The sequence below is a fragment of the Sphaerotilus uruguayifluvii genome (assembly GCF_013294065.1).
Lineage (GTDB): Bacteria > Pseudomonadota > Gammaproteobacteria > Burkholderiales > Burkholderiaceae_C > Sphaerotilus > Sphaerotilus uruguayifluvii.
Genome location: NZ_JABSNM010000008.1, coordinates 40,163 through 59,665 on the forward strand (window position 1 = coordinate 40,163; position 19,503 = coordinate 59,665).

A 19,503-nucleotide genomic window follows, 5' to 3' on the forward strand; every position below is an offset into this window, starting at 1 on the left:
GCCATCCGCCCCCTGGATCAGGGGCGCCGACCGCTCAGCAGGACCCAGCCTTCTTCACGATCTGCCACTTCCAGCGCGATCCAGGGCGCGTAGGCGGCCTGCAGGTCCTCGATCTGGCGCTCGAGCAGGCCGGCCATCACCAGCGAGCCGCCCGGCGCGACATGCTGGCTCAGCAGCGGTGCCAGCAGCTTCAGCGGCGCGGCCAGGATGTTGGCCAGCACGACCGGATAGAGGCCCTCGGCCTGGTCGGGCAGGCCGACCCGGTTCAGGCTCACGCCGTTGGCGGCCGCGTTGGCGCGGCTGGACTCGACCGCCGCCGGATCGATGTCGACCGCGTCGATGCCGGTGGCGCCGTGCAGGCCGGCGCCGATGGCCAGGATGCCCGAGCCGCAGCCGTAGTCCAGCACCCGCGGCCACGGGGCCGACAGGTCGGCGTGGCGCGCGATCCAGCGCAGGCACATGCGCGTCGTCGGATGCGTGCCGGTGCCGAAGGCCAGGCCCGGATCGAGCCGCATCACGCGCGTGGCGCCTTCCGGCGCCTTGTGCCAGGACGGCACGATCCAGAAGTCCGAGGTGATCAGCACCGGCTCGAACTGCGACTGCGTCAGACGCACCCAGTCCTCGTCGGCCACCGGCAGCAGGCCGTGGATGTGCAGGTCGTCGAACAGCGGCGCGCCGCTGTCGTCGTCCTGCGCCAGCAGCAGCGTGGCGGCCTCGGTGGCGCTGTCCTCGTCGCCGAACAGGGCCTTGACGATCGAGCGCTGCCAGCCGCCGATCTGCGACGACAGCGTCGCCGGCATGCCCGGCTCGCCGAAGATCGGGGCCTCGTCGGGCGTGTCGGCGTCGGCATCCTCGACGGTGACCGCGAGCGCGTCGAGCTCGTCGGTCAGCGCATCGCTCAGCGCGTCGACCTGGTCGGCGCGGGCCAGAAGGACCAGCTCGAACATCACAGCGCCGCCTTCCGTGCCGCCAGCCAGCCTTCCAGGTAATGGATGCTGGTGCCTCCGGCGATGAAGGCGGTGTCGGCCATCAGCTGGCGGTGCAGCGGGATGTTGGTCTGGATGCCCTCGACCAGCATCTCGCTGAGCGCGCTGCGCATGCGTGCCATCGCCTGCTCGCGGGTGTCGCCGTGCACGATGATCTTGCCGATCATCGAGTCGTAGTTCGACGGCACGTAGTAGTTGCTGTACGCATGCGAGTCGACGCGCACGCCCGGGCCGCCCGGCGGGTGCCACATCGTGATGCGGCCCGGCGACGGGGTGAACTTGTACGGGTCCTCGGCATTGATGCGGCACTCGATCGAGTGGCCGCGCAGGCCGATCTGCTTCTGCGTGAACGGCAGCGGCTCGCCCGCGGCGATGCGGATCTGCTGCTGCACGATGTCGATGCCGGTGATCAGCTCGGTCACCGGGTGCTCGACCTGCACGCGCGTGTTCATCTCGATGAAGTAGAACTCGCCGTTCTCGTACAGGAACTCGAAGGTGCCCGCGCCGCGGTAGCCGATCTTGCGGCAGGCGGCGGCGCAGCGCTCGCCGATCTTCTCGATCGTCTTGCGCGGGATGCCCGGCGCCGGCGCCTCCTCGATGATCTTCTGGTGGCGGCGCTGCATCGAGCAGTCGCGCTCGCCCAGCCACACGGCGTTGCCGTGCTCGTCGGCCAGTACCTGGATCTCGACGTGGCGCGGGTTCTCGAGGAACTTCTCCATGTACACGGCCGGGTTGTTGAAGGCCGCGCCGGCCTCCGCCCGGGTCGTGTCCACCGAGTGGATCAGCGCCGACTCGCTGTGCACCACGCGCATGCCGCGACCGCCGCCGCCGCCGGCGGCCTTGATGATCACCGGATAGCCGACCTCGCGGGCCATGCGGATGATCTCCTTCGGATCATCCGGCAGCGCGCTGGCCGAGCCGGGCACGGTGGGCACGCCGGCCTTGATCATCGCGTCCTTGGCCGAGACCTTGTCGCCCATCAGGCGGATCGACTCGGGGCGCGGGCCGATGAAGGCGAAGCCGCTCTTCTCGACGCGCTCGGCGAAGTCGGCGTTCTCGGACAGGAAGCCGTAGCCGGGGTGGATGGCCTCGGCGTCGGTCACTTCCGCCGCCGAGATGATGGCCGGCATGTGCAGATAGCTCTTCTGCGACGGCGGCGGGCCGATGCAGACCGCCTCGTCGGCGAGCTTGACGTACTTGGCGTCGCGGTCGGCCTCGGAGTAGACGATCACCGCCTGGATGCCCATCTCGCGGCAGGCGCGCTGGATCCGCAGCGCGATCTCGCCGCGATTGGCGATCAGGATCTTCTTGAACATGGCGCAGGCCCTGTTATTCGATGATGAACAGCGGCTGTCCGTACTCGACGGCCTGGCCGTTCTCGACGAGCACCTTCGAGACCGTGCCGTCGAATTCCGACTCGATCTCGTTCATGATCTTCATGGCCTCGATGATGCACACGGCCTGGCCCTTCTTGACCTGGGTGCCGACGTCGGCGATGGCCTTGGCGCCCGGGCTCGACGCGCGGTAGAAGGTGCCGACCATCGGCGACTTGATGACCTGGCCGGAAATGGCCTCGGCGGCCGGAGCGGCGGCCGGGGCCGCGGCGGCCGGTGCGGCGGCCGCCGCCGGCGGCGCGGCGTAGACCGGTGCCGGCATCGCGACGACCTGGGTGGCGCTCTGCTTGACGATGCGCACCTTGCCGTCGGCTTCGGTGATCTCGAGTTCGGAGACGTTGGATTCCGACACCAGGTCGATCAGGGTCTTCAGCTTGCGAAGGTCCATGGAGGAGGCTCCGGGATTCTTGGGTTGCAGTGGACGGGACCGGCCAGGCCGCCTCGGCGGCCGGCCTGCGCGGGCAGCGCGCAGGGCTCAGGTCGTGTCCGCAGGAAAAGGCCGATGGCCGGCCTGGGTCGGCGCGGTGTCGTTCATGCCGGTCCGCATCCTGCGGGGATGCGCGGGACGGACCGACGGGAAGCTCTGGAGGCTGCCGATGTGCATGGATACCGCGAGTTTCTGGAGGAAGTCCCGACTTTACGCGCTTTTCGTTTCAAGTCGAGCAGCGTTGCAACGAAGTTGCGGTCGGACAGGATCCCGGCCGGCCGGCGCGGGGGCGCGATGATGCCACGGCGCGGACCCGCCCGGAAACCCGTCGAGGGTATCCGGGGACTCAGGAGCGGGGCAGCGATGCGTCCTGACGACGCCAGTCTTGCAGTTCCTTCAGATCGGTCGATCCGAGCTTGCGCTGCATCACGCGGCCGTCGGCGCCGAGCACGACGGTGAAGGGCAGGCCGCCGCCGTCATTGCCCAGCGAGCGGGCCAGCTCGGTGCCGCCGAAGCCGGCCAGGCCGACCGGAAAGCCCACCGGCGTGCGCGCGAGGAACTCGCGCACCGGCGTCGGGCCGTCCACCGCCAGGCCGATGACCTGCCAGCCCTGCGCGCCCAGCGCCGCCTGCTCGCGCGCGAAGCGGTCGAGCTCGGGCATCTCCTTGACGCAGGGCGGGCACCAGGTGGCCCAGAAGTTGATCAGCAGCGCGCGACCGCGCAGCGAGGCCAGCGCCAGCGTGCCGCCTTCCGGGCGATCGAACTGCAGCGACCACAGCGCGTCCGCCCCGCCGCCGGCCGAGGCGGCCGGGCCGGTCGGCGCCGGTGCCGCGCCGGTGCTCGCGCCCTGACGGCGCAGGCCGGTCCAGAGGCCCGCGCCGACGCCCGCCAGCGCGGCGCCACCGGCCAGCATCATCCAGGTCCTGCGTTGCATCACGCTTCCTCCGAGTCCAGAAGGCGGCGCAGCGCCGCCAGGTCGCCGCGCTGGGTCATGCCGCGCGCGTCGGCCTTGAGCGCGCCGCGCAGGTCGTCATGATCGAGCACCGACAGGAACACCGTCACCGTCTCGCCCAAGGCAGGACAGCGCGAGGCCAGCGACAGCACGTCGATGTCGCGTCCCTGCGGCCCGCGGGTGCTGGCGATGTCGAAGTCGACGCCGCGGTCGAGCAGCGCGATCTCGGCCGACTTGCCGTCGTCGCAGTAGAGCTCCAGGTGCAGCGCCGACAGCCGGGTCGCGGTGCCGCGCCAGACCGCGCCGGTCAGGTGCGGGCGGAAGACGGCCAGGCGCTCCATCCAGACCGCGGCCAGCTCGCGCAGCGCGCGCAGCTCGCCCGGCTGGGTGTCGGCGCAGAAGATGTCGAGGTACTCGCGCACCGCGTCCTCGACCTCGTCGTTGCCGGGCAGCTCGGTCTGGCGCGCGCCGCGGCCGAGGTCGCGCGCGGCGCGGCGCTTGGCCGCGCCGTACTCCAGGCCCTCCTCGACGACAAGGCGGGCGGCGGCGGCGGCGATCTCCGCGGTCAGCGACGAGGGCATCGGGGGCTCTCCTTCAGGAAGGGCTGAGGGCGTGGGGCTCAGCGCGGGGGCTGCACCGCGCCCATGCGTGCGGCGATCGTGCCGGCGCGGCCGACCAGGTAGCCGGAACCCGGGCGCTGCTCGAAGCGCTTCGGGGCCGGCAGCATCACCGCCAGGCGCGCGGCCTGCGCGGAGCCCAGCCGGTCGGCGTCGGTGTGGAAGTAGTGGCGCGCTGCGGCCTGCGCGCCGAACAGGCCTTCGCCCCACTCGACATGGTTCAGGTAGATCTCGAGGATGCGCCGCTTGCTCAGCAGCGCCTCGAGCATGAAGGTGATGGCGAATTCCTGCGCCTTGCGCGCGGCGGTGCGCTCGCCCGACAGGAACAGGTTCTTGGCCAGCTGCTGCGTGATGGTCGAGCCGCCGACCACCCGGGCCTCGACCCGCGCGGGCACCGCGGCCGGCGCGCGGCCGCGCGCCAGCGCCTGCTGCTGGCGTCGCTCGAGCTGCTCGTTGCGGCGCTCGGCCACCGCCTCGGCGCGCTGGTTGCGCTCCCAGGCCTTTTCCAGCGCGTCCCACTCGACGCCGCTGTGCTCGACGAAGCCGGCATCCTCGCTGGCGATCACCGCGCGGGCGATCGGCGTGCCCAGCGCGGCATAGTCGCGCCACTCCTGCGCCCACTCGATGCGGCCGCGCTCGGTGGCCAGGCGCCAGATCTCGCTGCGCTGGAAGGTGGTCGAGGCCGGATCGAGCACCGTCATCAGCGCGATGCGCAGCACGAAATACAGCTGCAGCGCCACGCCGGCGAGCAGCACCAGCGCCAGCAGCCGGCCCAGACGGGCCGGCCAGGACAGCGTCGCGACAGGGGCGTCCGACATCGCGCGTCTCTCCGGGCGGGATGCTCAGCGCGGCGCGTCGACCCGCGCGCGCAGCTCGGCCAGCACCGGCGCGGTGTCGGGCCGCACGCCGCGCCAGGCCAGGAAGGCCTCCGCCGCCTGCTCGACCAGCATGCCCAGGCCGTCGCGGCCGGTGGCGCCGTGCTCGGCCGCCCAGGCCAGGAAGCCGCGTGCGCCGGCGCCGTACATCATGTCCAGCGCCAGCGCGCCCGGGCGCAGCACCTCGGCCGGCACCGGCACGCCGGCGCCCGACAGGCTGGAGGCGGTGCCGTTGATGACGACGTCGAAGGCTTCGCCGGGGGCCTCCAGCGGCGCGATCTGCAGCGCCACGCCGTGCTCGCGCGCCAGCGCGGCATGGCGCAGCGCCAGCGCCTCGGCCTTCTGCGCGGTGCGGTTGGCGATGACGATGCCGGCGGGCCGCGCCTCGATCAGCGGCCCCAGCACGCCGGCTGCCGCGCCGCCGGCGCCGATCAGCAGCACGCGCCGGCCGGCCAGCGCGACGCCGGCATTCACCGTGATGTCGCGCACCAGGCCGGCGCCGTCGGTGTTGTCGCACCACCAGCCGCCGTCGGCCTCGGCGTCGAATCGCAGCGTGTTGGCGGCCTGCGCCAGCTCGGCGCGCGGCGTGCGGCGCGCCGCCAGCTGCCAGGCCTCGAACTTGAACGGCACGGTGACGTTGCAGCCGCGTCCGCCGGCCGCGGCGAAGCCGCGCACGGTCTCGACGAAGCCGTCCAGCGGCGCCAGCAGGCGCTCGTAGACCAGCGCCTGGCCGGTCAGGGCGGCGAAGCGGGCGTGGATGGCGGGGGAGCGGCTGTGCTCCACCGGGTGGCCGATCACGACATAGCGGTCCATGGCAGCGGGCGGGGAAAGGCGTGGGAGGAGGAAGCGCGACGGAGTGGCGATGCGGCGGGTCGGGCGGAGGACATCAGGGCCGCTCCGCGGCGTCGCGCGGTGCGTGCTGGTTTTCCTCGACCGTGGCCTGCAGGCCCTGCTCGCGGGTGAAGCGGAAGCGCGAGACGAAGACCAGTCGGTCGAACTGCGCGCGCATCGCGGTGGTGAAGGGGCCGTACGGGGCGCCGCCGCGCACGATCGACTGCGCCTTGCGGTCGAGCAGGCGGTTGCCCGAGGACTTGATGATCTCGGACTCGACGACGCGGCCGAGGCTGTCGATCTCGATGAGCATGCTCAGCTCGCCGTAGAGCTTGACGCCGCCGGACTCGGGAAAGTTGCGCGTGCCGATGTCCTCGATGCGGCTGCGCAGCGAGTCGTAGTACAGCGCGTGCACGCCCTCGCGGGCGGCCGGGCTGACATAGCGGCGGCGCGGTCTCGCGTTCTCGTCGTTGATGCGCTTCTCGATCTGCGCGAGCTGGTCGATCAGCTGGCGGCGGCGCTCCTCCTCGGCGCGCGCGGCCTGCGGGCTGCGCTCGGCCTGCGCCGCGTCGGGCGTGCTGATCTTCGCCAGCTCGCGCTTCATCTGCGCCAGCAGCTGCATCTGCTGCGCCTGCATCTGCTCGATCTGGCGCTGCGCGTCGTCGAGCGCGTTGCCGGCCTGGTTGGCCGGCGAGGGCGGCAGCGGCGAGGTGGCGCGGCCCTCGGCGGCGTCGCCGCCGCCGGCCAGATTGCGCTGCGCGATGACCTGCGCCTTCGTCGGCTTCTCGGCGGTGCTGGCGTTGACCAGCACCACCTCGAGCGGCGTGTCCTGCAGGATGCGGTCGAAGGCCTCCGGATCGACGACCCGGAGCGTCAGCACGGCGGCATGAAGGCCCAGCGACAGCAGCAGGGCGATCTGGAGGGTCGAGAGTTGCTTGAGGCGCTGCATCGGCGGGGCGTCGGGGCGGAGAGGCGAAGGGATCGGACTCAGGCGGCCGGTGCGGCGCCGCCGTCGGCCGCGGCCGGCGCGTCGGCATCGGCGACGTCGATGGCCAGTGCCAGGCCGGTGGCGGCCGCCTCGGCGCCTTCCTCGGCCTCGTCCTCGATCACCGCGTCGTCGTCCGAGCGGGTCGGATCATCCAGGCGGGCGATCACGCTGCCGCCGATCTCCAGCGTCAGCAGGTCCGGCTCGCCCAGGCGCACGCGCACCCGCGCGCCGCGCGGCAGGCCGTCGGCGCCGACCGCACGCAGCACCAGCGGCAGCGTGTCGGCGCGCACCAGGCCGTCCTTCATCGCGGCGCAGTCGAGCTCGGTCACGCCGTTCTGCTGCAGCCAGCGCAGCGTCCAGTAGCGCTCGATGCCGTTCTGGAAGCCGTTGTAGGCCGAGTAGGCGGCGTCGAAGCCCGAGATGATCGCGAACAGCGCGGTGTCCTTGGGCTTGAAGTGCGCCGCCAGCGCCGCGGTGCGGCCGTGGCGCGCGCAGGCGATGATCTGCCACTGGTTGACCAGGTCGACGTAGCGGCGCAGCGGCGAGGTCGCCCAGGTGTAGTGCGCGACACCCATGCCGGCGTGCGGCAGCGCCTTGGTCGACATGCGCACCTTCACGCCCGGCGCCATGCTGGCCTGGCTGCGGTAGATGCCCGGCACGCCCAGCTCGGCCAGCCAGCCGCCCCAGGTGTTGTTGGCCAGGATCATCGCCTCGGCGACGATGGTGTCGAGCGGCGCGCCGCGGCGGCGCTCGCTGATGACGACCGTCTCGCGGCCGTCGGGCGGCGCGCTCGGCGGCTGGCCGTCGGCATCGACGAGGCGGAAGTTGTAGTCGGGCCGGTTGAAGTTCTCCGGCTTGCCGCGCACCACCTCGCGCTGCGCCTTCAGGTGCCGCGCCAGCCGCCAGCCGAAGGCCAGCTCGGGCGCGAAGTCGAAGTCGGCGGGGGCCTCGCCGCTCAGCGCCGCCTCGGTCACGACCGCGTCGAGCCGGTCATGGCGCAGGTTGGCGACGATGGGCACGCGCTCGAGCTTCGTCACGCTGGACTTCACCTCCAGCGTGGCCTCGTCCATCGTGACGTAGAGCGACACGGCCGGGCAGTCGCGGCCCTCCTGCAGCGTGTAGCTCTGCACCACCTCGTCGGGCAGCATGGTCAGCTTCCAGCCCGGCATGTAGACGGTGGAGAAGCGCTCGCGCGCGACCTTGTCGACGGCCGAGTCCGGCTGGATCGCCAGCGCCGGCGCGGCGATGTGCACGCCGAAGACGATGGTGCCGCTGCCCAGGCCCTGCACCGACAGCGCGTCGTCGATCTCGGTCGTGGCCGAGTCGTCGATCGAGAAGGCGCGCACGCCCTCGGCCAGGGGCAGCTCGTCGCGGATCTCCGGCGCCACCAGCGAGGCCGGAAAGCCCGCGCCCTTCGGGAACTGCTCGAACAGGAATCGGCGCCAGTGGAACTGGTAGGGGCTGTCGATGGCGCCGGCGGCCACCAGCAGGTCCAGCGGCGCGCGCTGGGCCTTCTTCGCGGCATCCACGACGGCCTTGTATTCCGGCGCGTTCTTGTCCGGCTTGAACAGGATCTTGTAGAGCTGCTCGCGCACCGGCTGCGGACACCGGCCGGCGACCAGCTCGGCCGCCCAGCCCTCGATCTGCGCGGCGAGCTGCGCCTTCTTCTCGATGGCGAGCAGGGCCGCCTTCACGATGTCCTCGGGCGCCTTGCGGAACTGGCCGCGGCCCATGCGGCGGAAATAGTGCGGCGCGCCGAACAGGCGGAACAGCGCCGCGGCCTGGTGGCTCGTGCCGGCGCCGGCGTCGAAGTAGTCGCGCGCCAGATCCGCGAAGCCGAACTCGCCCTCGGGCGCGAATTCCCAGGCCAGGTCCAGGTCGATCTCCTCGGCCAGGCGCTGGCCCTCGGCGATCAGCACGGCCGGCGCGGGCTTGTCGAACTTCAGCAGCACGTTGGCCGCCTTGACCTTGACACGCTTGCCCGAGTCCAGCTCGACCTGCATCGAGCTCTCGGCCTCGGACAACACGCGGCCGGCGAGGAACTTGCCGGCGTCTTCGAAGAGGGCATTCATAGGGGCCGGATTGTCGCCGATGGCGGGCCCCGATTCGCGCCGCGGGCCACGCGCGCCTGTCAGCAGGGCGAGGACATCGCGTGCGCGATGCCGGCACCGGCGCCGATCTCGCCGGGAGCCAGCGGCAGCGAGACGGTGAACACGACGCCGTCGCCGCGCTCGTTGTCGCGGGCGCCGACCCGGCCGCTGTGGTACTCGGCGACCAGCCGCACGACATGCAGACCGATGCCCAGGTGGGGGGGGGCCGAAGGCGTCTCGGGCGACGTCGCTCGCAGCGACAGGAAGGGCTCGAACAGCGTGTCGGCCGCTCCCGGTGGCAGGCACGGTCCCTGGTTGGCGACGCTGATGTCGACCCGGTCGCCGCGACGCCGGCAGTCGACCACGATCGGCGTGGCCGGGGCGGCAAAGTCGCAGGCGTTCGACAGCAGCTTGTCGAGCATCTGTGCCGCCCATTCGGGATGGCCGAGCACCGGAACGGCGCCGGCCTCGGTGCGGATCTCGAAGATGTGCTCCGGCCGGCTGGCCGCCCAGGCATCGACATGTCCGCGCAGGAAGTCGGCCAGGTCGAAGCGCATGCGCGGGCAGTCGGCCAGCATGTCCTCCAGCCGCGAGGCCTCGGTCATGGCCGTCAGCACCAGGTTGACCCGTTGCACGCCCCGTCCGGCGCGCTCGAAGTAGATGGCGTGTCCGGGCGTCGTGTCGAGCTCGCGCAGGTTGTCGAGCGACATGCTGATCGACGTGACCGGCGTGCGCACCTCGTGGGCCAGCAGCCGGGCGAGCTTCTGCAGGTAGTCATGATGGCGGTCGAGGCGCTCCAGCAGCGTCGAGAAGCTGCGCGACAGGTCGCCCAGCTCGTCGTGCGCGTCGCGGCAGGCCTGCAGGCCCTGCCCGCGGCGCATGCGGCCGCGCATGTCCACGCTGCTTTCCGCCTCGGCCTGCAGCTGCAGCAGGCGGCGCGTCAGCCTTCCGGCGTAGAGAGCCAGCACGCCCGCCACCGCCAGGCAGGCCAGCAGCGTCATGAGGCCGAGTCGCTCCCGGGCGTGCCAGACGGCCCGCGTGATCGTTTCATCCCCCTGCTCGACGATGAGCACACCCTCGACGCCGGAGGGGCCCCAGATCGGCGCGGCCACCGAGAAGACCTGCGCGTCGCGCCCGGGCAGACGGACGGGCCGCATGCCGATGCTGCCCTGGGCGGCGGCTCGCACCGTGTCGTCGATCGGCGGGGCCTCGGCCGGCTCGAGGTCGGAGAAGTCGACGCTCCGGGGCACCACCCAGGGGTGGACCCAGCGCACGATCCATCTGTCCAGCGCATCGGCCGGCTCCGCGGCCGTCTCGTTCATGAACAGCGGATCGCGCCGCACCAGGCTGCCCCAGTGGTCGCGCACCTGCAGCCGGGTGTCGAGCCGCCAGATCTGCAGGCCGCTGCGTGCGACCGAGACCGGCGGCGGCCGGCGCGACGCGTCGGTCCCGGCGGGCGCGGACTGCAGCGCCCTCGCCCAGGCCTCGGCGATGTCGAGCAGTGCGCGCTGCTGCGCCTGCTGCAGGCGCTGGCGCATCTCCTCGACATGATGCTCGTGCATCCAGGGCAGCACCGCCAGCAGCAGCAGCGCCACCCCCACGCCCTGGGCACGCAGGCCCGGCCACCTGCGCAGGCGCCGACCAGAGCGGGCGGCGTTCATCGGCCGGCTGCGCCGTTCCAGCGGTAGCCGCGTCCGTAGACGGTGTCGATCATCGAGAACGAGGGGTCGACCGCCACGAACTTGTCCCGGATGCGCTTGATGTGCGCCGTCATGGTGTTGGGCTCGACATAGATGTTGGCCGAGCGCATCAGCGTGTCGCGGTCGCGCAGGTGGCCGACCTGCCGAGTCAGCGCGCGCACGATCTCGAACTCGGTGATCGTCAGGTCGACCACCTTGTCCTTCCACCGGGTCTCGAGGCGGTCCAGGTCCAGGCGCAGCGCGCCGATGTCGAGCGGCTGCTGTGCGCTGCGCACCTGCTCGAGCGCATCCTGGCGCCGGAACAGCGCCGAGATCCGGGCCAGCAGCTGTGCCATCGTGATGTGCGCCTTGACAAGGTAGTCGTCCGCCCCCAGGCGCAGTCCGCTGACGATGTCGATCTCGCTGTCCATGTTGCTCAGGAAGATGATCGGCAGCGCCGGATCGCGCGCACGCAGGTCGCGGCACAGTGTCATGCCGGCTTCGCGGTCGGCGCCGAGCCAGATGTCCAGGATGGCCAGATCCGGCAGCCGACGGGCAAAGGCCGCCTCGGCCTCGGCCCGGGTGGCATGGCCCTCGACCTCGTGGCCGGCGCGGGCCAGGGCCTCGAGATAGTTGTCCCGGATGTCCTGCTCGTCCTCGACGACGGCGATCCGGCGTGCTGCGCTCCGTGCTGCCATGGCGTGCTCCCTGCTCCCCGCAGCGTGATGACTGCGATGCCTGACATTGGAGCGCATGTGCCGCCCGCCGGGGGCGGAATCGGGCACCGCGGTCATCATTCGTCATCACCGGCCCGGGATCGGGCAGGATCCGGCCGGTTTCGATGCGTGATCCTCGGGCGGCCCTGGGCTAGGGTCGACCTGTTGCAGCGCATTGCCGCAGCACACGACATGAAGGGAGGTCGGCATGATCGGTTCGACGGGGCGGGCGAGCGTGCCCGTGCTTCTGGCCTGGGTGGTGGCGGGGCCGGTGCTGGCCGCCGACGGACGGGCGGCGGGTCTGGAGCAGGCGGTGGGGCAGGCCGAGTCCTGGCTGGAGCAGGGGCGCCTGGAGCAGGTGGTCGACCGGCTCGAGCCGCTGCTGCGGCTGCAGGCGGAGCCTGTCGGCCTCGGTCCGTCCGACGACGGCGCGACCGCAGCCCTGCTGGGGCGGGCCTGGGCGCTTCTGGCCGAGGCCCAGGAGCGTCGTGGCCAGTTCGCGGCGGAGCTGCGCGCCCGCACGCACGAGATCGCCCAGTGGAGCCGTGCCGTCGGTGCCGCTCACCCGGTGGTTCTCGGTGCCCGTGTCCAGCGGGCTCTGGCGCTGCGCCGGCTGCAGCAGCCCCGCGAGGCCGAGACGGCGTTGCGCGAGGTGCTGGCGCAGCGCATGGCCCTGCTTCCGGTCGGCGCCATGCCGGCCGCACGCGACCATCTGCTGCTGGCACGCCTGTTCCTGATGCCGCAGCGCCGCTTGGCCGAAGCCGAGGCCGCGGTTCGCCAGGCCCTGCAATTGCTGCAGTCCGCCGCGGCCGCCGGGGTCGGCGTGACGCCGGCCGACCTCCTGCCCTGCCGGCTGGCGCTGGCGGCCATTCTTCTCGAGCGGGGGCGGGCCGAGGATGCGCAATCGGTGCTGCTGCGCGTGCTGGCGGTCCTCGACGAGCAGGGGGCGCCCGCGCTGCCGAAGGTGCGACTGGACGCGCTGCGCCAGCTCGGGGAGGTGCAGATGGTCCTGGGGCAGCCGGCTCCCGCCGAGCGCACGCTGCGTGCCGCGCTCGAGGTGGCTGCCGTGCATCCGGGGCCGCGCGACATCGATCTCGATCTGGCACGCACGCGTCTGGCCGAGGTGCTGGTCTTCCAGGAGCGGCCCGCCGAGGCCCTGGTGCAGGTGATGGCCGTGCTCGACAGCCGTCGCCGCGGCGTGCGGGGCGCCTTCCACCCGGATCTGCTGGCGATCTGGACCCGGATCGGCGATCTGCTGATCCGTCTCGATCGTGCCCGGGAGGCGGCGGACCTGCTGGCCCGGCTCGTCGACGAGACCCGGGCACAGCGCGGGGCGCAGCATCCCGAGACCGCACAGGCGCTGGCCTCGCTGGCCCGGGCCCAGCATGAGACCGGCCTGAACGAAGCCGCCGAGCGGCATCTGCGCATCGCGCTCGACATCGAGGCCGCCCAGCCTGCCGGTGCACTCACCGAGGGTCGCATGGCCGGCCTGCGCAACCAGCTGGGCCTGGTGCTGCTGGCCCAGGGGCGGCCTGCCGAGGCCGCGCCGGTTCTGCGCCAGGCGCTGCAGGCCGAGCAGTCCCTGCGGAGCGCGACTTCGCCGGACATCGTCACGCTGCAGTCCAACCTGGCCCTGGCGCTGCGGCAGCAGGGGTTGCTGGGCGACGCGGCGGCCGTCCTGCGGCAGGCGCTGGCGGCACAGGAGTCGCTGCAGGTCGCGGCGCCTTCCCGGCAGGTCGATCTGCTGCAGGATCTGGGGGCGGTGCTCGCCGAGATGCAGGATCTGCCGGCCGCCGAGGCCGCCCTGAACCGGGCCATCGAGATCCGGCGCCGGCAGACCGGCGATCCGCGGGACCTGCGCCTGGCCCGTCTGCAGGGCGCGCTCGGCCGGGTCTGGGTGCAGGCCGGGCGGCTGTCCGAGGCCGAGGCGACGCTGCAGGCATCGCTGATCCTGCTGGAGGCGGCCGATCCTGCCGACCCGGACCTGCCGGGCCTGCTGGTCAGCCTGGGCGGTCTCCATCGTCGTCGCGGCGAGTTCGATCTGGCCCTGGCCCGCGTCGGGCGTGCCGTGGACCTGAGACGGCTGCGCTGGGGCCGCCGGGCGGGACCGACCGCGATCGCGGAGATCGCGCTGGCGCAGGTGCTGGATGCGGCCGGTCGTTCGCGGGCGGCGGAGCCGCTGCTGCGCCAGGTGCTGGAGGTGCTCGATCGTGGCGGGACCCGCGGCACGCCCGCGGTGGCCCAGGCGCACCTGCGTCTGGCCGAGGTGCATCTGCACGCCGGTCGCTTCCCTGCGGCCGCGGGCGAGGCGCGCTCCGCTCTGCAGATCTACGAGCGCACCTATGGGCTCGCCCATCCGGATGCTGTGGCCTGCCGCGACCTGCTCGGGGTCGCGAAGGCCGGGGGGCGGCCGGGCCGCTGAGGCCGCGCCGCGGCCCGCGGTGCCTGTCATCGTTCATCACCGTGGCGTGATGATCGTGTCCGGCCGGATCGGCACGATGGCCTCACGCGATCCGCGTGATGCCCAGGAGGAGATCCGATGACGCTACCGAACGAACCGCCCGTTGCGGGTCTGAGCCCGGCCTGCCGCCGTCTGGCCTTCATCTGCAGGCTGGCGACGCTGGTCGTGCGCATCCATCTGGTGCTGGTCATCGGCCTGGCCCTGGCCGCGGCCTGGACGAGAAGCGGCAGGGATCTGTCGGAGCTGTTGCGATCTCCCCCGCTGACGGTCTTCTTCCTGGCGCTGGGCGTGCAGTTCCTGCTGGCCTCGATGTTCGACGTGCTTCAGGCGTATGTCCTGGGCTGCGCGATCCCGGACTGGCCGCAGGTGCCGGCACGGGTCACCGGGCACCGCACCGAGGTTCGCCACACCGGCGGCGAGGTCAGCGAGGAGTACGACGTGGTCGTCTTGTCCTGCGTCTATGTGCATGACGGCCAGGTGCGCTCCGCCCTCTGCGATCTCCAGGAGACGATGGCCGAGGCGAGGCAGCGGCTGCCGGACGGGCATGAGCTGCGCATCCGTGTCGATCCTGCCGGGTGCTTGCCGCCGGTCTTCCCTTGGCAGGAGGCCGCCGCCCGGCGCGGCCTGCCGGGCACGCTGCTGTCGCTGGCCCTGCGTCTGGCGGGCTACGTCGTGTGCGTGCGCATCGCGCTGGTGCTGTGGCAGGCGAGCGCAGGACTGTGACCGGACGGGGGCGGATCCTTTTTCATCACGATCCGCGGAGGATCTTCCGGATCCGTCTTCCCACAATCGACTCCATTCACCCGAGTCGTGCGTGCCGGGGGTGGCGGGCGGGTCTAGGCTGCGCTGCAGCAAGCGGCAGGATCAGACCGTCAGCCCGCCCGCCACCTCCAGCACCGCGCCGTTGACATAGCTGGCCTCGTCGCTGGCGAGGAAGGCGTAGACATTGGCGATCTCCTCCGGCCGGCCCAGGCGGCGCAGCGGCACCTCGGCGCGCATCTGGTCCATCACCTTGTCGGGAATGGTCGCCAGGATCGGCGTCTCGATGAAGCCGGGCGCCACCGCGTTGACGCGCACGCCCTTGGGGCCGAGCTCGCGGCTCCAGGTCTTCGTGAAGCCGATGACGCCGAACTTGGTCGCGGCGTAGTTGGTCTGGCCGAAGTTGCCGTAGATGCCGACCACCGAGCTGGCGTTGAGGATGACGCCCGCGCCCTGCGCGACCATCGTGTCGGCCACCGCCTGCGCGCAGTGGAAGACCGCGCGCAGGTTCACGTCGATGACCGCGTCGAACTGCTCGAGCGTCATCTTCTGCAGCCGCGCGTCGCGGGTGATGCCGGCGTTGTTGACCAGCACGTCGATGCGGCCGAACTGCGCCTTGACGGCGGCGACCATCGCGTCGACCGCCGCGCGGTCGGTGACGTCGACCGCGAATCCCGTCGCCTGCGCGCCGGCCTCGCGGCACTGCGCGACCGCGGCGTCCACCGCCTCGGGCTTCATGTCGCAGACGATGACGATCGCGCCCTCGGTGGCGAACTTCAGCGCGGTGGCCAGGCCGATGCCCTGGGCGGCGCCGGTGATGATCGAGACCTTGTCCTTCAGTCGCATGCGGGCTGTCTCCTCGTGCAGCAGGGGGAAAGTGGCGGGATGGGCGGGCAGGGTGGGGCGACCCGGCGGGCCACCTCCGGTTTGTAGGCCAGGAATCAGGGGCACAGGTTGAGGAAGCGCAGCATCGCGTCGCGGTGCGTGTCGAAGCTGCTGAGCGCGTGGTCGCCGCCTTCGAGCACATGCAGCTCGGTGGCGGCGTGGCGCGCGGCCATCTCGCGCCAGTCCAGCACCTCGTCGCCCTGCGCGATCCAGGTCTGGACGGCGGCGGGTTCGCGCGGCGCGCCGGGGTCGATCGTCTCCAGCTCGGCGATGAATTCCGCGCGGAAGAAGAAGCGCACGTCCGGATCGTGCCAGGCGGTCTGCTCGCCGATGTATTTCGCCAGGTCGCGTGCCGGATGCACCGCCGGGTTGATCAGCACCGCGCGCCAGCCGCCGTCGCCCGCCAGCGCGGTGGCGTAGAAGCCGCCCAGCGAGCTGCCCATCACCGCGCGCCGGCCGGCCGGCCAGTGGCTCGTGCCCTCGCGCACCAGCGCCATCGCCTCGGCCGGCGAGGGCGGCAGCTGCGGGCACCACCAGGTCAGTCCCGGCTGCTCGGCCGCCCAGGCCGCCATCTTGGCCGCCTTCATCGACTGCGGCGACGAGCGGAAGCCGTGCAGATAGAGCAGATGGGTGGTCGAGGGGGGCGCGGCGGAGGTCATGCGCGTCAGGCCTTTTTCGCGGCGAGGGCGTCCAGCAGCCTGGCGTGGATGCCGCCGAAGCCGCCGTTGCTCATGCACAGGACATGGTCGCCGGGGCGCGACAGCCGCACCACCGCGTCGACCAGCTCGGGGATGCTGCCGTAGACCCGCGCCTGCTTGCCCATCGGCGAGAGCGCCTCGGCCGCGTCCCAGCCCAGGCCGCCGCTGTGGCAGAAGGAGAGGTCGGCCTCCTCCAGCGCCCAGGGCAGCTGCGACTTCATCGTGCCGAGCTTCATCGTGTTGGAGCGCGGCTCGAAGACGGCCAGGATGCGTGCCTCGTCGCCGATGCGCCGGCGTAGGCCGTCGACGGTGGTGCGGATCGCCGTCGGATGGTGGGCGAAGTCGTCGTAGACCTTGATGCCGCCGGCCTCGCCGCGCAGCTCCATGCGCCGGCGCACGTTCTCGAAGCGGCCGAGCGCCTCGGCGGCCACCGCCGGCGTCACGCCCACATGCTCGGCCGCGGCAATGGCGGCCAGCGCGTTGAGCTGGTTGTGCTCGCCCAGCAGGCTCCATTCGACGCGGCCGACCTTCAGGCTGCCGCGCAGCACGTCGAAGGCATGCGGCTCGCCGCGGGCGCGCAGCGCGCCGGGCTCTTCCTTGCGGGCGCCGAAATGCTGCACCGGGCTCCAGCAGCCGCGCGCCAGCACCCGCTTCAGCGCCTCCTCGCGGATGTTGACCACCAGCCGGCCCTGCGACGGCACGGTGCGCACCAGGTGGTGGAACTGCGTCTCGATGGCGGCCAGGTCCGGGAAGATGTCGGCGTGGTCGTGCTCGAGGTTGTTCAGGATCGCGGTGCGCGGGCGGTAGTGGACGAACTTGCTGCGCTTGTCGAAGAAGGCGGTGTCGTACTCGTCGGCCTCGATGACGAAGGGCGTGCGCTCGCCCGGGGCCCCGAGGCGGCCCAGCCGCGCCGACACGCCGAAGTTCTGCGGCACGCCGCCGACCAGGAAGCCCGGCTGCAGCCCGGCCGCCTCCAGGATCCACGCCAGCATCGAGGTGGTGGTCGTCTTGCCGTGCGTGCCGGCCACCGCCAGCACATGGCGCCCGGCCAGCACGTTCTCGGCCAGCCACTGCGGGCCGCTGACATAGGGCAGACCGGCGTCGAGGATGGCCTCCATCAGCGGGTTGCCCCGGCTGACGACATTGCCGACCACGAACAGGTCGGGCTTGAGCGCGAGCTGGTCGGGCGCGAAGCCCTCGATCAGGTCGATGCCGAGCGCGCGCAGCTGGTCGCTCATCGGCGGGTAGACATTGGCGTCACAGCCGGTGACGCGATGACCGGCCTCGCGGGCCAGCGCGGCGACGCCTCCCATGAACGTGCCGCAGATGCCGAGGATGTGGATGTGCATGGACGGCGATTCTAGGATCCGGCTCAAGGTCCGCCGAGCGGAGTCCCCCTAGACTGGAAGCCTTCCGGACCCCGCATCTGCCGGGGCCGCGGTTCGACAGAAATGAAAACCGAGAGGTACCTCTGATGCGCATCGGCATGCTCACCGGCGGGGGCGACTGCCCCGGCCTGAACGCGGTCATCCGCGCCGTCACCAAGTCGCTGATCCGCCAGTGCGGCGCCGAGGTGATCGGCATCGAGGACGGCTTTCTCGGCCTGATCGAGCGCCGGGTGCGCCCGCTGGGCTGGGACGAGGTCGGCGGCATTCTCGCCACCGGCGGCACCATCCTGGGCACCAGCAACACCGCCAGCCCGTTTGCCTGGCGCGGCCGCGACGTCTCGGCCGAGGTCGTCGCCTACCAGCGCGAGCTCGGGCTGGACGCGCTGGTGACCATCGGCGGCGACGGCACGATGACGATGGCCGCGCGGCTCGGCGAGGCCGGCGGCGTGCCGATGGTGGGCGTGCCCAAGACCATCGACAACGACATCGCCGGCTGCGAGCGCAGCTTCGGCTTCGACACCGCGGTGGCCACCGTGACCGAGGCTCTGGAGCGTGTCGAGACCACCGGCCAGAGCCATGGCCGCGTGATGATCGTCGAGACGATGGGGCGCTACGCCGGCTGGATCGCGCTGGAGGCGGGGCTGGCGGGCGCGGCCGACGTGATCCTGCTGCCGGAGATCGACTTCGACGTCGAGCGCGTCGCCGCCGTCTGCCGCGAGCGCCATGCGCGCCGGCGTGCCACGCTGATCTGCATCGCCGAGGGCGCCAAGCCGGTCGGCGGCGCGCTGACGGTCGAGCGCACGGTCGCCGGCAGCCCCGATCCAATCCGCCTCGGGGGTGTGGCGCACCTGCTGCGCGAGCAGCTGCAGCCGCGGGTCGACGCCGAGGTGCGCGCGACCGTGCTGGGCCACGTCCAGCGCGGCGGCAGCCCCACGCCCTTCGACCGGGTGCTGGCGACGCAGTACGGCAACGAGGCCGCGCACCTGCTGCGCCGCGGCCAGTTCGGCCGCATGGTCACGCTGCAGGACGGGCGGCTGGCCAGCGTGCCGCTGGCCTCGGTCGCCGGCCAGAACCGCCGCGTGCCGCTGGATCACCCGCTGCTGGTATGTGCGCGGGAGATCGGGGTGTGTCTGGGGGAGGCCGGCTGACGCGCCAGCCCGACCCCTCAGAGACTGCTGAGATAGGCATTCAGGGTCGCGATGTTCTTGTCATAGGCCGACGAATCCCCCAGGGTCAGGTCCGGCTTGCGGACATAGAAGGCGAACACCAGTTCGCGCGTGGCGAAGAACGGCAGGAGATTGTCCGGCTGCAGCGTGTCGCCATTCAGGCCGATCGCCCAGTTCTTGGCCTTGTAGTCGTTGAGGGTGGCGATCGTGGCCGTGACCAGGGCCTTTTCATTGGCCTTGATTCTGGCCATGTAGACATTCAGGGTGTTGATGTTGTTTTGATAGGCGGTGGGATCACCCAGGCTCACGCCTTGCTGCGAACGGACATAGTAGGCGAAGGGCAGTTCACGATTCGTGAAGAACGCAAGGAATTCGTCGGGAACAAGGGTGTTGCCCGTCAGGCCGATCGCCCAGTTCTTCGACTTGTAGTCGTTCAATTTGGCGATGAGCGCGGTGACGGACTTGATCTCGGTCTTGGCGTTGACATTGATGCTCATGATTTCTCCAGTAAATATCTGAAATGAAAGAGAAGGTTTTCCTACTCGTCTGGCTTTTCGGTTCCGCCCCGGATGGATGTGGTTTCCGGATCCC

The 19,503-nt window shown here is 71.7% G+C and carries 18 protein-coding genes; 3 read left to right on the plus strand and 15 right to left on the minus strand.

Annotated elements, in window-relative coordinates; genetic code table 11:
- Positions 1 to 17 precede the first annotated feature (17 nt).
- The 11 genes from prmA to HNQ01_RS10430 form a co-directional block, all read right to left on the minus strand.
- Positions 18 to 947, minus strand: a complete 930-nt coding sequence (prmA, locus tag HNQ01_RS10380; RefSeq protein WP_173805351.1) for a 50S ribosomal protein L11 methyltransferase — start codon at positions 945 to 947, stop codon at positions 18 to 20.
- The gene (accC, locus tag HNQ01_RS10385; RefSeq protein ID WP_173805352.1) at positions 947 to 2,302 is read right to left on the minus strand and encodes an acetyl-CoA carboxylase biotin carboxylase subunit; all 1,356 of its coding nucleotides are present in this window, start codon (positions 2,300 to 2,302) and stop codon (positions 947 to 949) included. The genes prmA and accC overlap by 1 nt, the downstream gene beginning before the upstream one ends.
- Positions 2,303 to 2,315: 13 nt before the next feature.
- Complete coding sequence (gene accB, locus HNQ01_RS10390) at positions 2,316 to 2,768, minus strand: acetyl-CoA carboxylase biotin carboxyl carrier protein (protein WP_173805354.1); 453 nt, start codon at positions 2,766 to 2,768, stop codon at positions 2,316 to 2,318.
- Positions 2,769 to 3,153: 385 nt separating this feature from the next.
- Positions 3,154 to 3,741, minus strand: coding sequence for a TlpA family protein disulfide reductase (locus tag HNQ01_RS10395; protein ID WP_173805356.1), 588 nt, complete (start codon positions 3,739 to 3,741; stop codon positions 3,154 to 3,156).
- Complete coding sequence (locus tag HNQ01_RS10400; protein WP_173805358.1) at positions 3,741 to 4,340, minus strand: hypothetical protein; 600 nt, start codon at positions 4,338 to 4,340, stop codon at positions 3,741 to 3,743. The genes HNQ01_RS10395 and HNQ01_RS10400 overlap by 1 nt, the downstream gene beginning before the upstream one ends.
- Positions 4,341 to 4,378: 38 nt before the next feature.
- Positions 4,379 to 5,194, minus strand: a complete 816-nt coding sequence (locus HNQ01_RS10405) for a transglycosylase domain-containing protein (RefSeq protein WP_173805360.1) — start codon at positions 5,192 to 5,194, stop codon at positions 4,379 to 4,381.
- A gap of 24 nt (positions 5,195 to 5,218) precedes the next feature.
- Entirely contained in the window at positions 5,219 to 6,064 is an 846-nt protein-coding gene (aroE, locus tag HNQ01_RS10410; RefSeq protein WP_173805362.1) for a shikimate dehydrogenase, read from the minus strand.
- A gap of 73 nt (positions 6,065 to 6,137) precedes the next feature.
- Positions 6,138 to 7,031, minus strand: a complete 894-nt coding sequence (locus HNQ01_RS10415; RefSeq protein ID WP_173805364.1) for an energy transducer TonB family protein — start codon at positions 7,029 to 7,031, stop codon at positions 6,138 to 6,140.
- A 38-nt stretch (positions 7,032 to 7,069) separates the two neighbouring features.
- On the minus strand, positions 7,070 to 9,142 hold the full coding sequence (locus HNQ01_RS10420) for an RNB domain-containing ribonuclease (RefSeq protein ID WP_173805366.1): 2,073 nt from the start codon (positions 9,140 to 9,142) through the stop codon (positions 7,070 to 7,072).
- A 59-nt stretch (positions 9,143 to 9,201) separates the two neighbouring features.
- A complete protein-coding gene (locus tag HNQ01_RS10425; RefSeq protein WP_173805368.1) occupies positions 9,202 to 10,821 on the minus strand; it encodes a sensor histidine kinase in 1,620 nt (539 codons plus the stop codon).
- Positions 10,818 to 11,537, minus strand: a complete 720-nt coding sequence (locus tag HNQ01_RS10430; RefSeq protein ID WP_173805373.1) for a response regulator transcription factor — start codon at positions 11,535 to 11,537, stop codon at positions 10,818 to 10,820. The genes HNQ01_RS10425 and HNQ01_RS10430 overlap by 4 nt, the downstream gene beginning before the upstream one ends.
- 226 nt (positions 11,538 to 11,763) lie before the next feature.
- Between HNQ01_RS10430 and HNQ01_RS10435 the strand changes: the two genes are divergently transcribed.
- Both HNQ01_RS10435 and HNQ01_RS10440 read left to right on the plus strand, forming a co-directional pair.
- On the plus strand, positions 11,764 to 13,977 hold the full coding sequence (locus HNQ01_RS10435) for a tetratricopeptide repeat protein (protein ID WP_173805374.1): 2,214 nt from the start codon (positions 11,764 to 11,766) through the stop codon (positions 13,975 to 13,977).
- A 117-nt stretch (positions 13,978 to 14,094) separates the two neighbouring features.
- Positions 14,095 to 14,739 (plus strand): DUF3592 domain-containing protein, encoded by a 645-nt coding sequence (locus HNQ01_RS10440; RefSeq protein WP_173805375.1) that lies wholly within the window; start codon positions 14,095 to 14,097, stop codon positions 14,737 to 14,739.
- A 141-nt stretch (positions 14,740 to 14,880) separates the two neighbouring features.
- Here HNQ01_RS10440 and fabG read toward each other — a convergent pair whose 3' ends face one another.
- From fabG to mpl, 3 genes are all read right to left on the minus strand, one after another.
- The gene (gene fabG, locus HNQ01_RS10445) at positions 14,881 to 15,621 is read right to left on the minus strand and encodes a 3-oxoacyl-ACP reductase FabG (protein ID WP_173805376.1); all 741 of its coding nucleotides are present in this window, start codon (positions 15,619 to 15,621) and stop codon (positions 14,881 to 14,883) included.
- A gap of 95 nt (positions 15,622 to 15,716) precedes the next feature.
- On the minus strand, positions 15,717 to 16,319 hold the full coding sequence (locus HNQ01_RS10450; RefSeq protein ID WP_173805377.1) for a YqiA/YcfP family alpha/beta fold hydrolase: 603 nt from the start codon (positions 16,317 to 16,319) through the stop codon (positions 15,717 to 15,719).
- A 5-nt stretch (positions 16,320 to 16,324) separates the two neighbouring features.
- Positions 16,325 to 17,707 (minus strand): UDP-N-acetylmuramate:L-alanyl-gamma-D-glutamyl-meso-diaminopimelate ligase, encoded by a 1,383-nt coding sequence (mpl, locus tag HNQ01_RS10455; RefSeq protein ID WP_173805378.1) that lies wholly within the window; start codon positions 17,705 to 17,707, stop codon positions 16,325 to 16,327.
- A 125-nt stretch (positions 17,708 to 17,832) separates the two neighbouring features.
- Between mpl and HNQ01_RS10460 the strand changes: the two genes are divergently transcribed.
- The gene (locus HNQ01_RS10460) at positions 17,833 to 18,894 is read left to right on the plus strand and encodes a 6-phosphofructokinase (RefSeq protein ID WP_173805379.1); all 1,062 of its coding nucleotides are present in this window, start codon (positions 17,833 to 17,835) and stop codon (positions 18,892 to 18,894) included.
- 17 nt (positions 18,895 to 18,911) lie between these two features.
- On the opposite strand, the gene HNQ01_RS10465 is transcribed toward HNQ01_RS10460, so the two are convergent.
- Positions 18,912 to 19,409 carry a hypothetical protein gene (locus HNQ01_RS10465; RefSeq protein ID WP_173805380.1) on the minus strand — a complete coding sequence of 166 codons (498 nt, stop codon included), beginning with the start codon at positions 19,407 to 19,409 and terminating at the stop codon, positions 18,912 to 18,914.
- Positions 19,410 to 19,503: the final 94 nt, after the last annotated feature.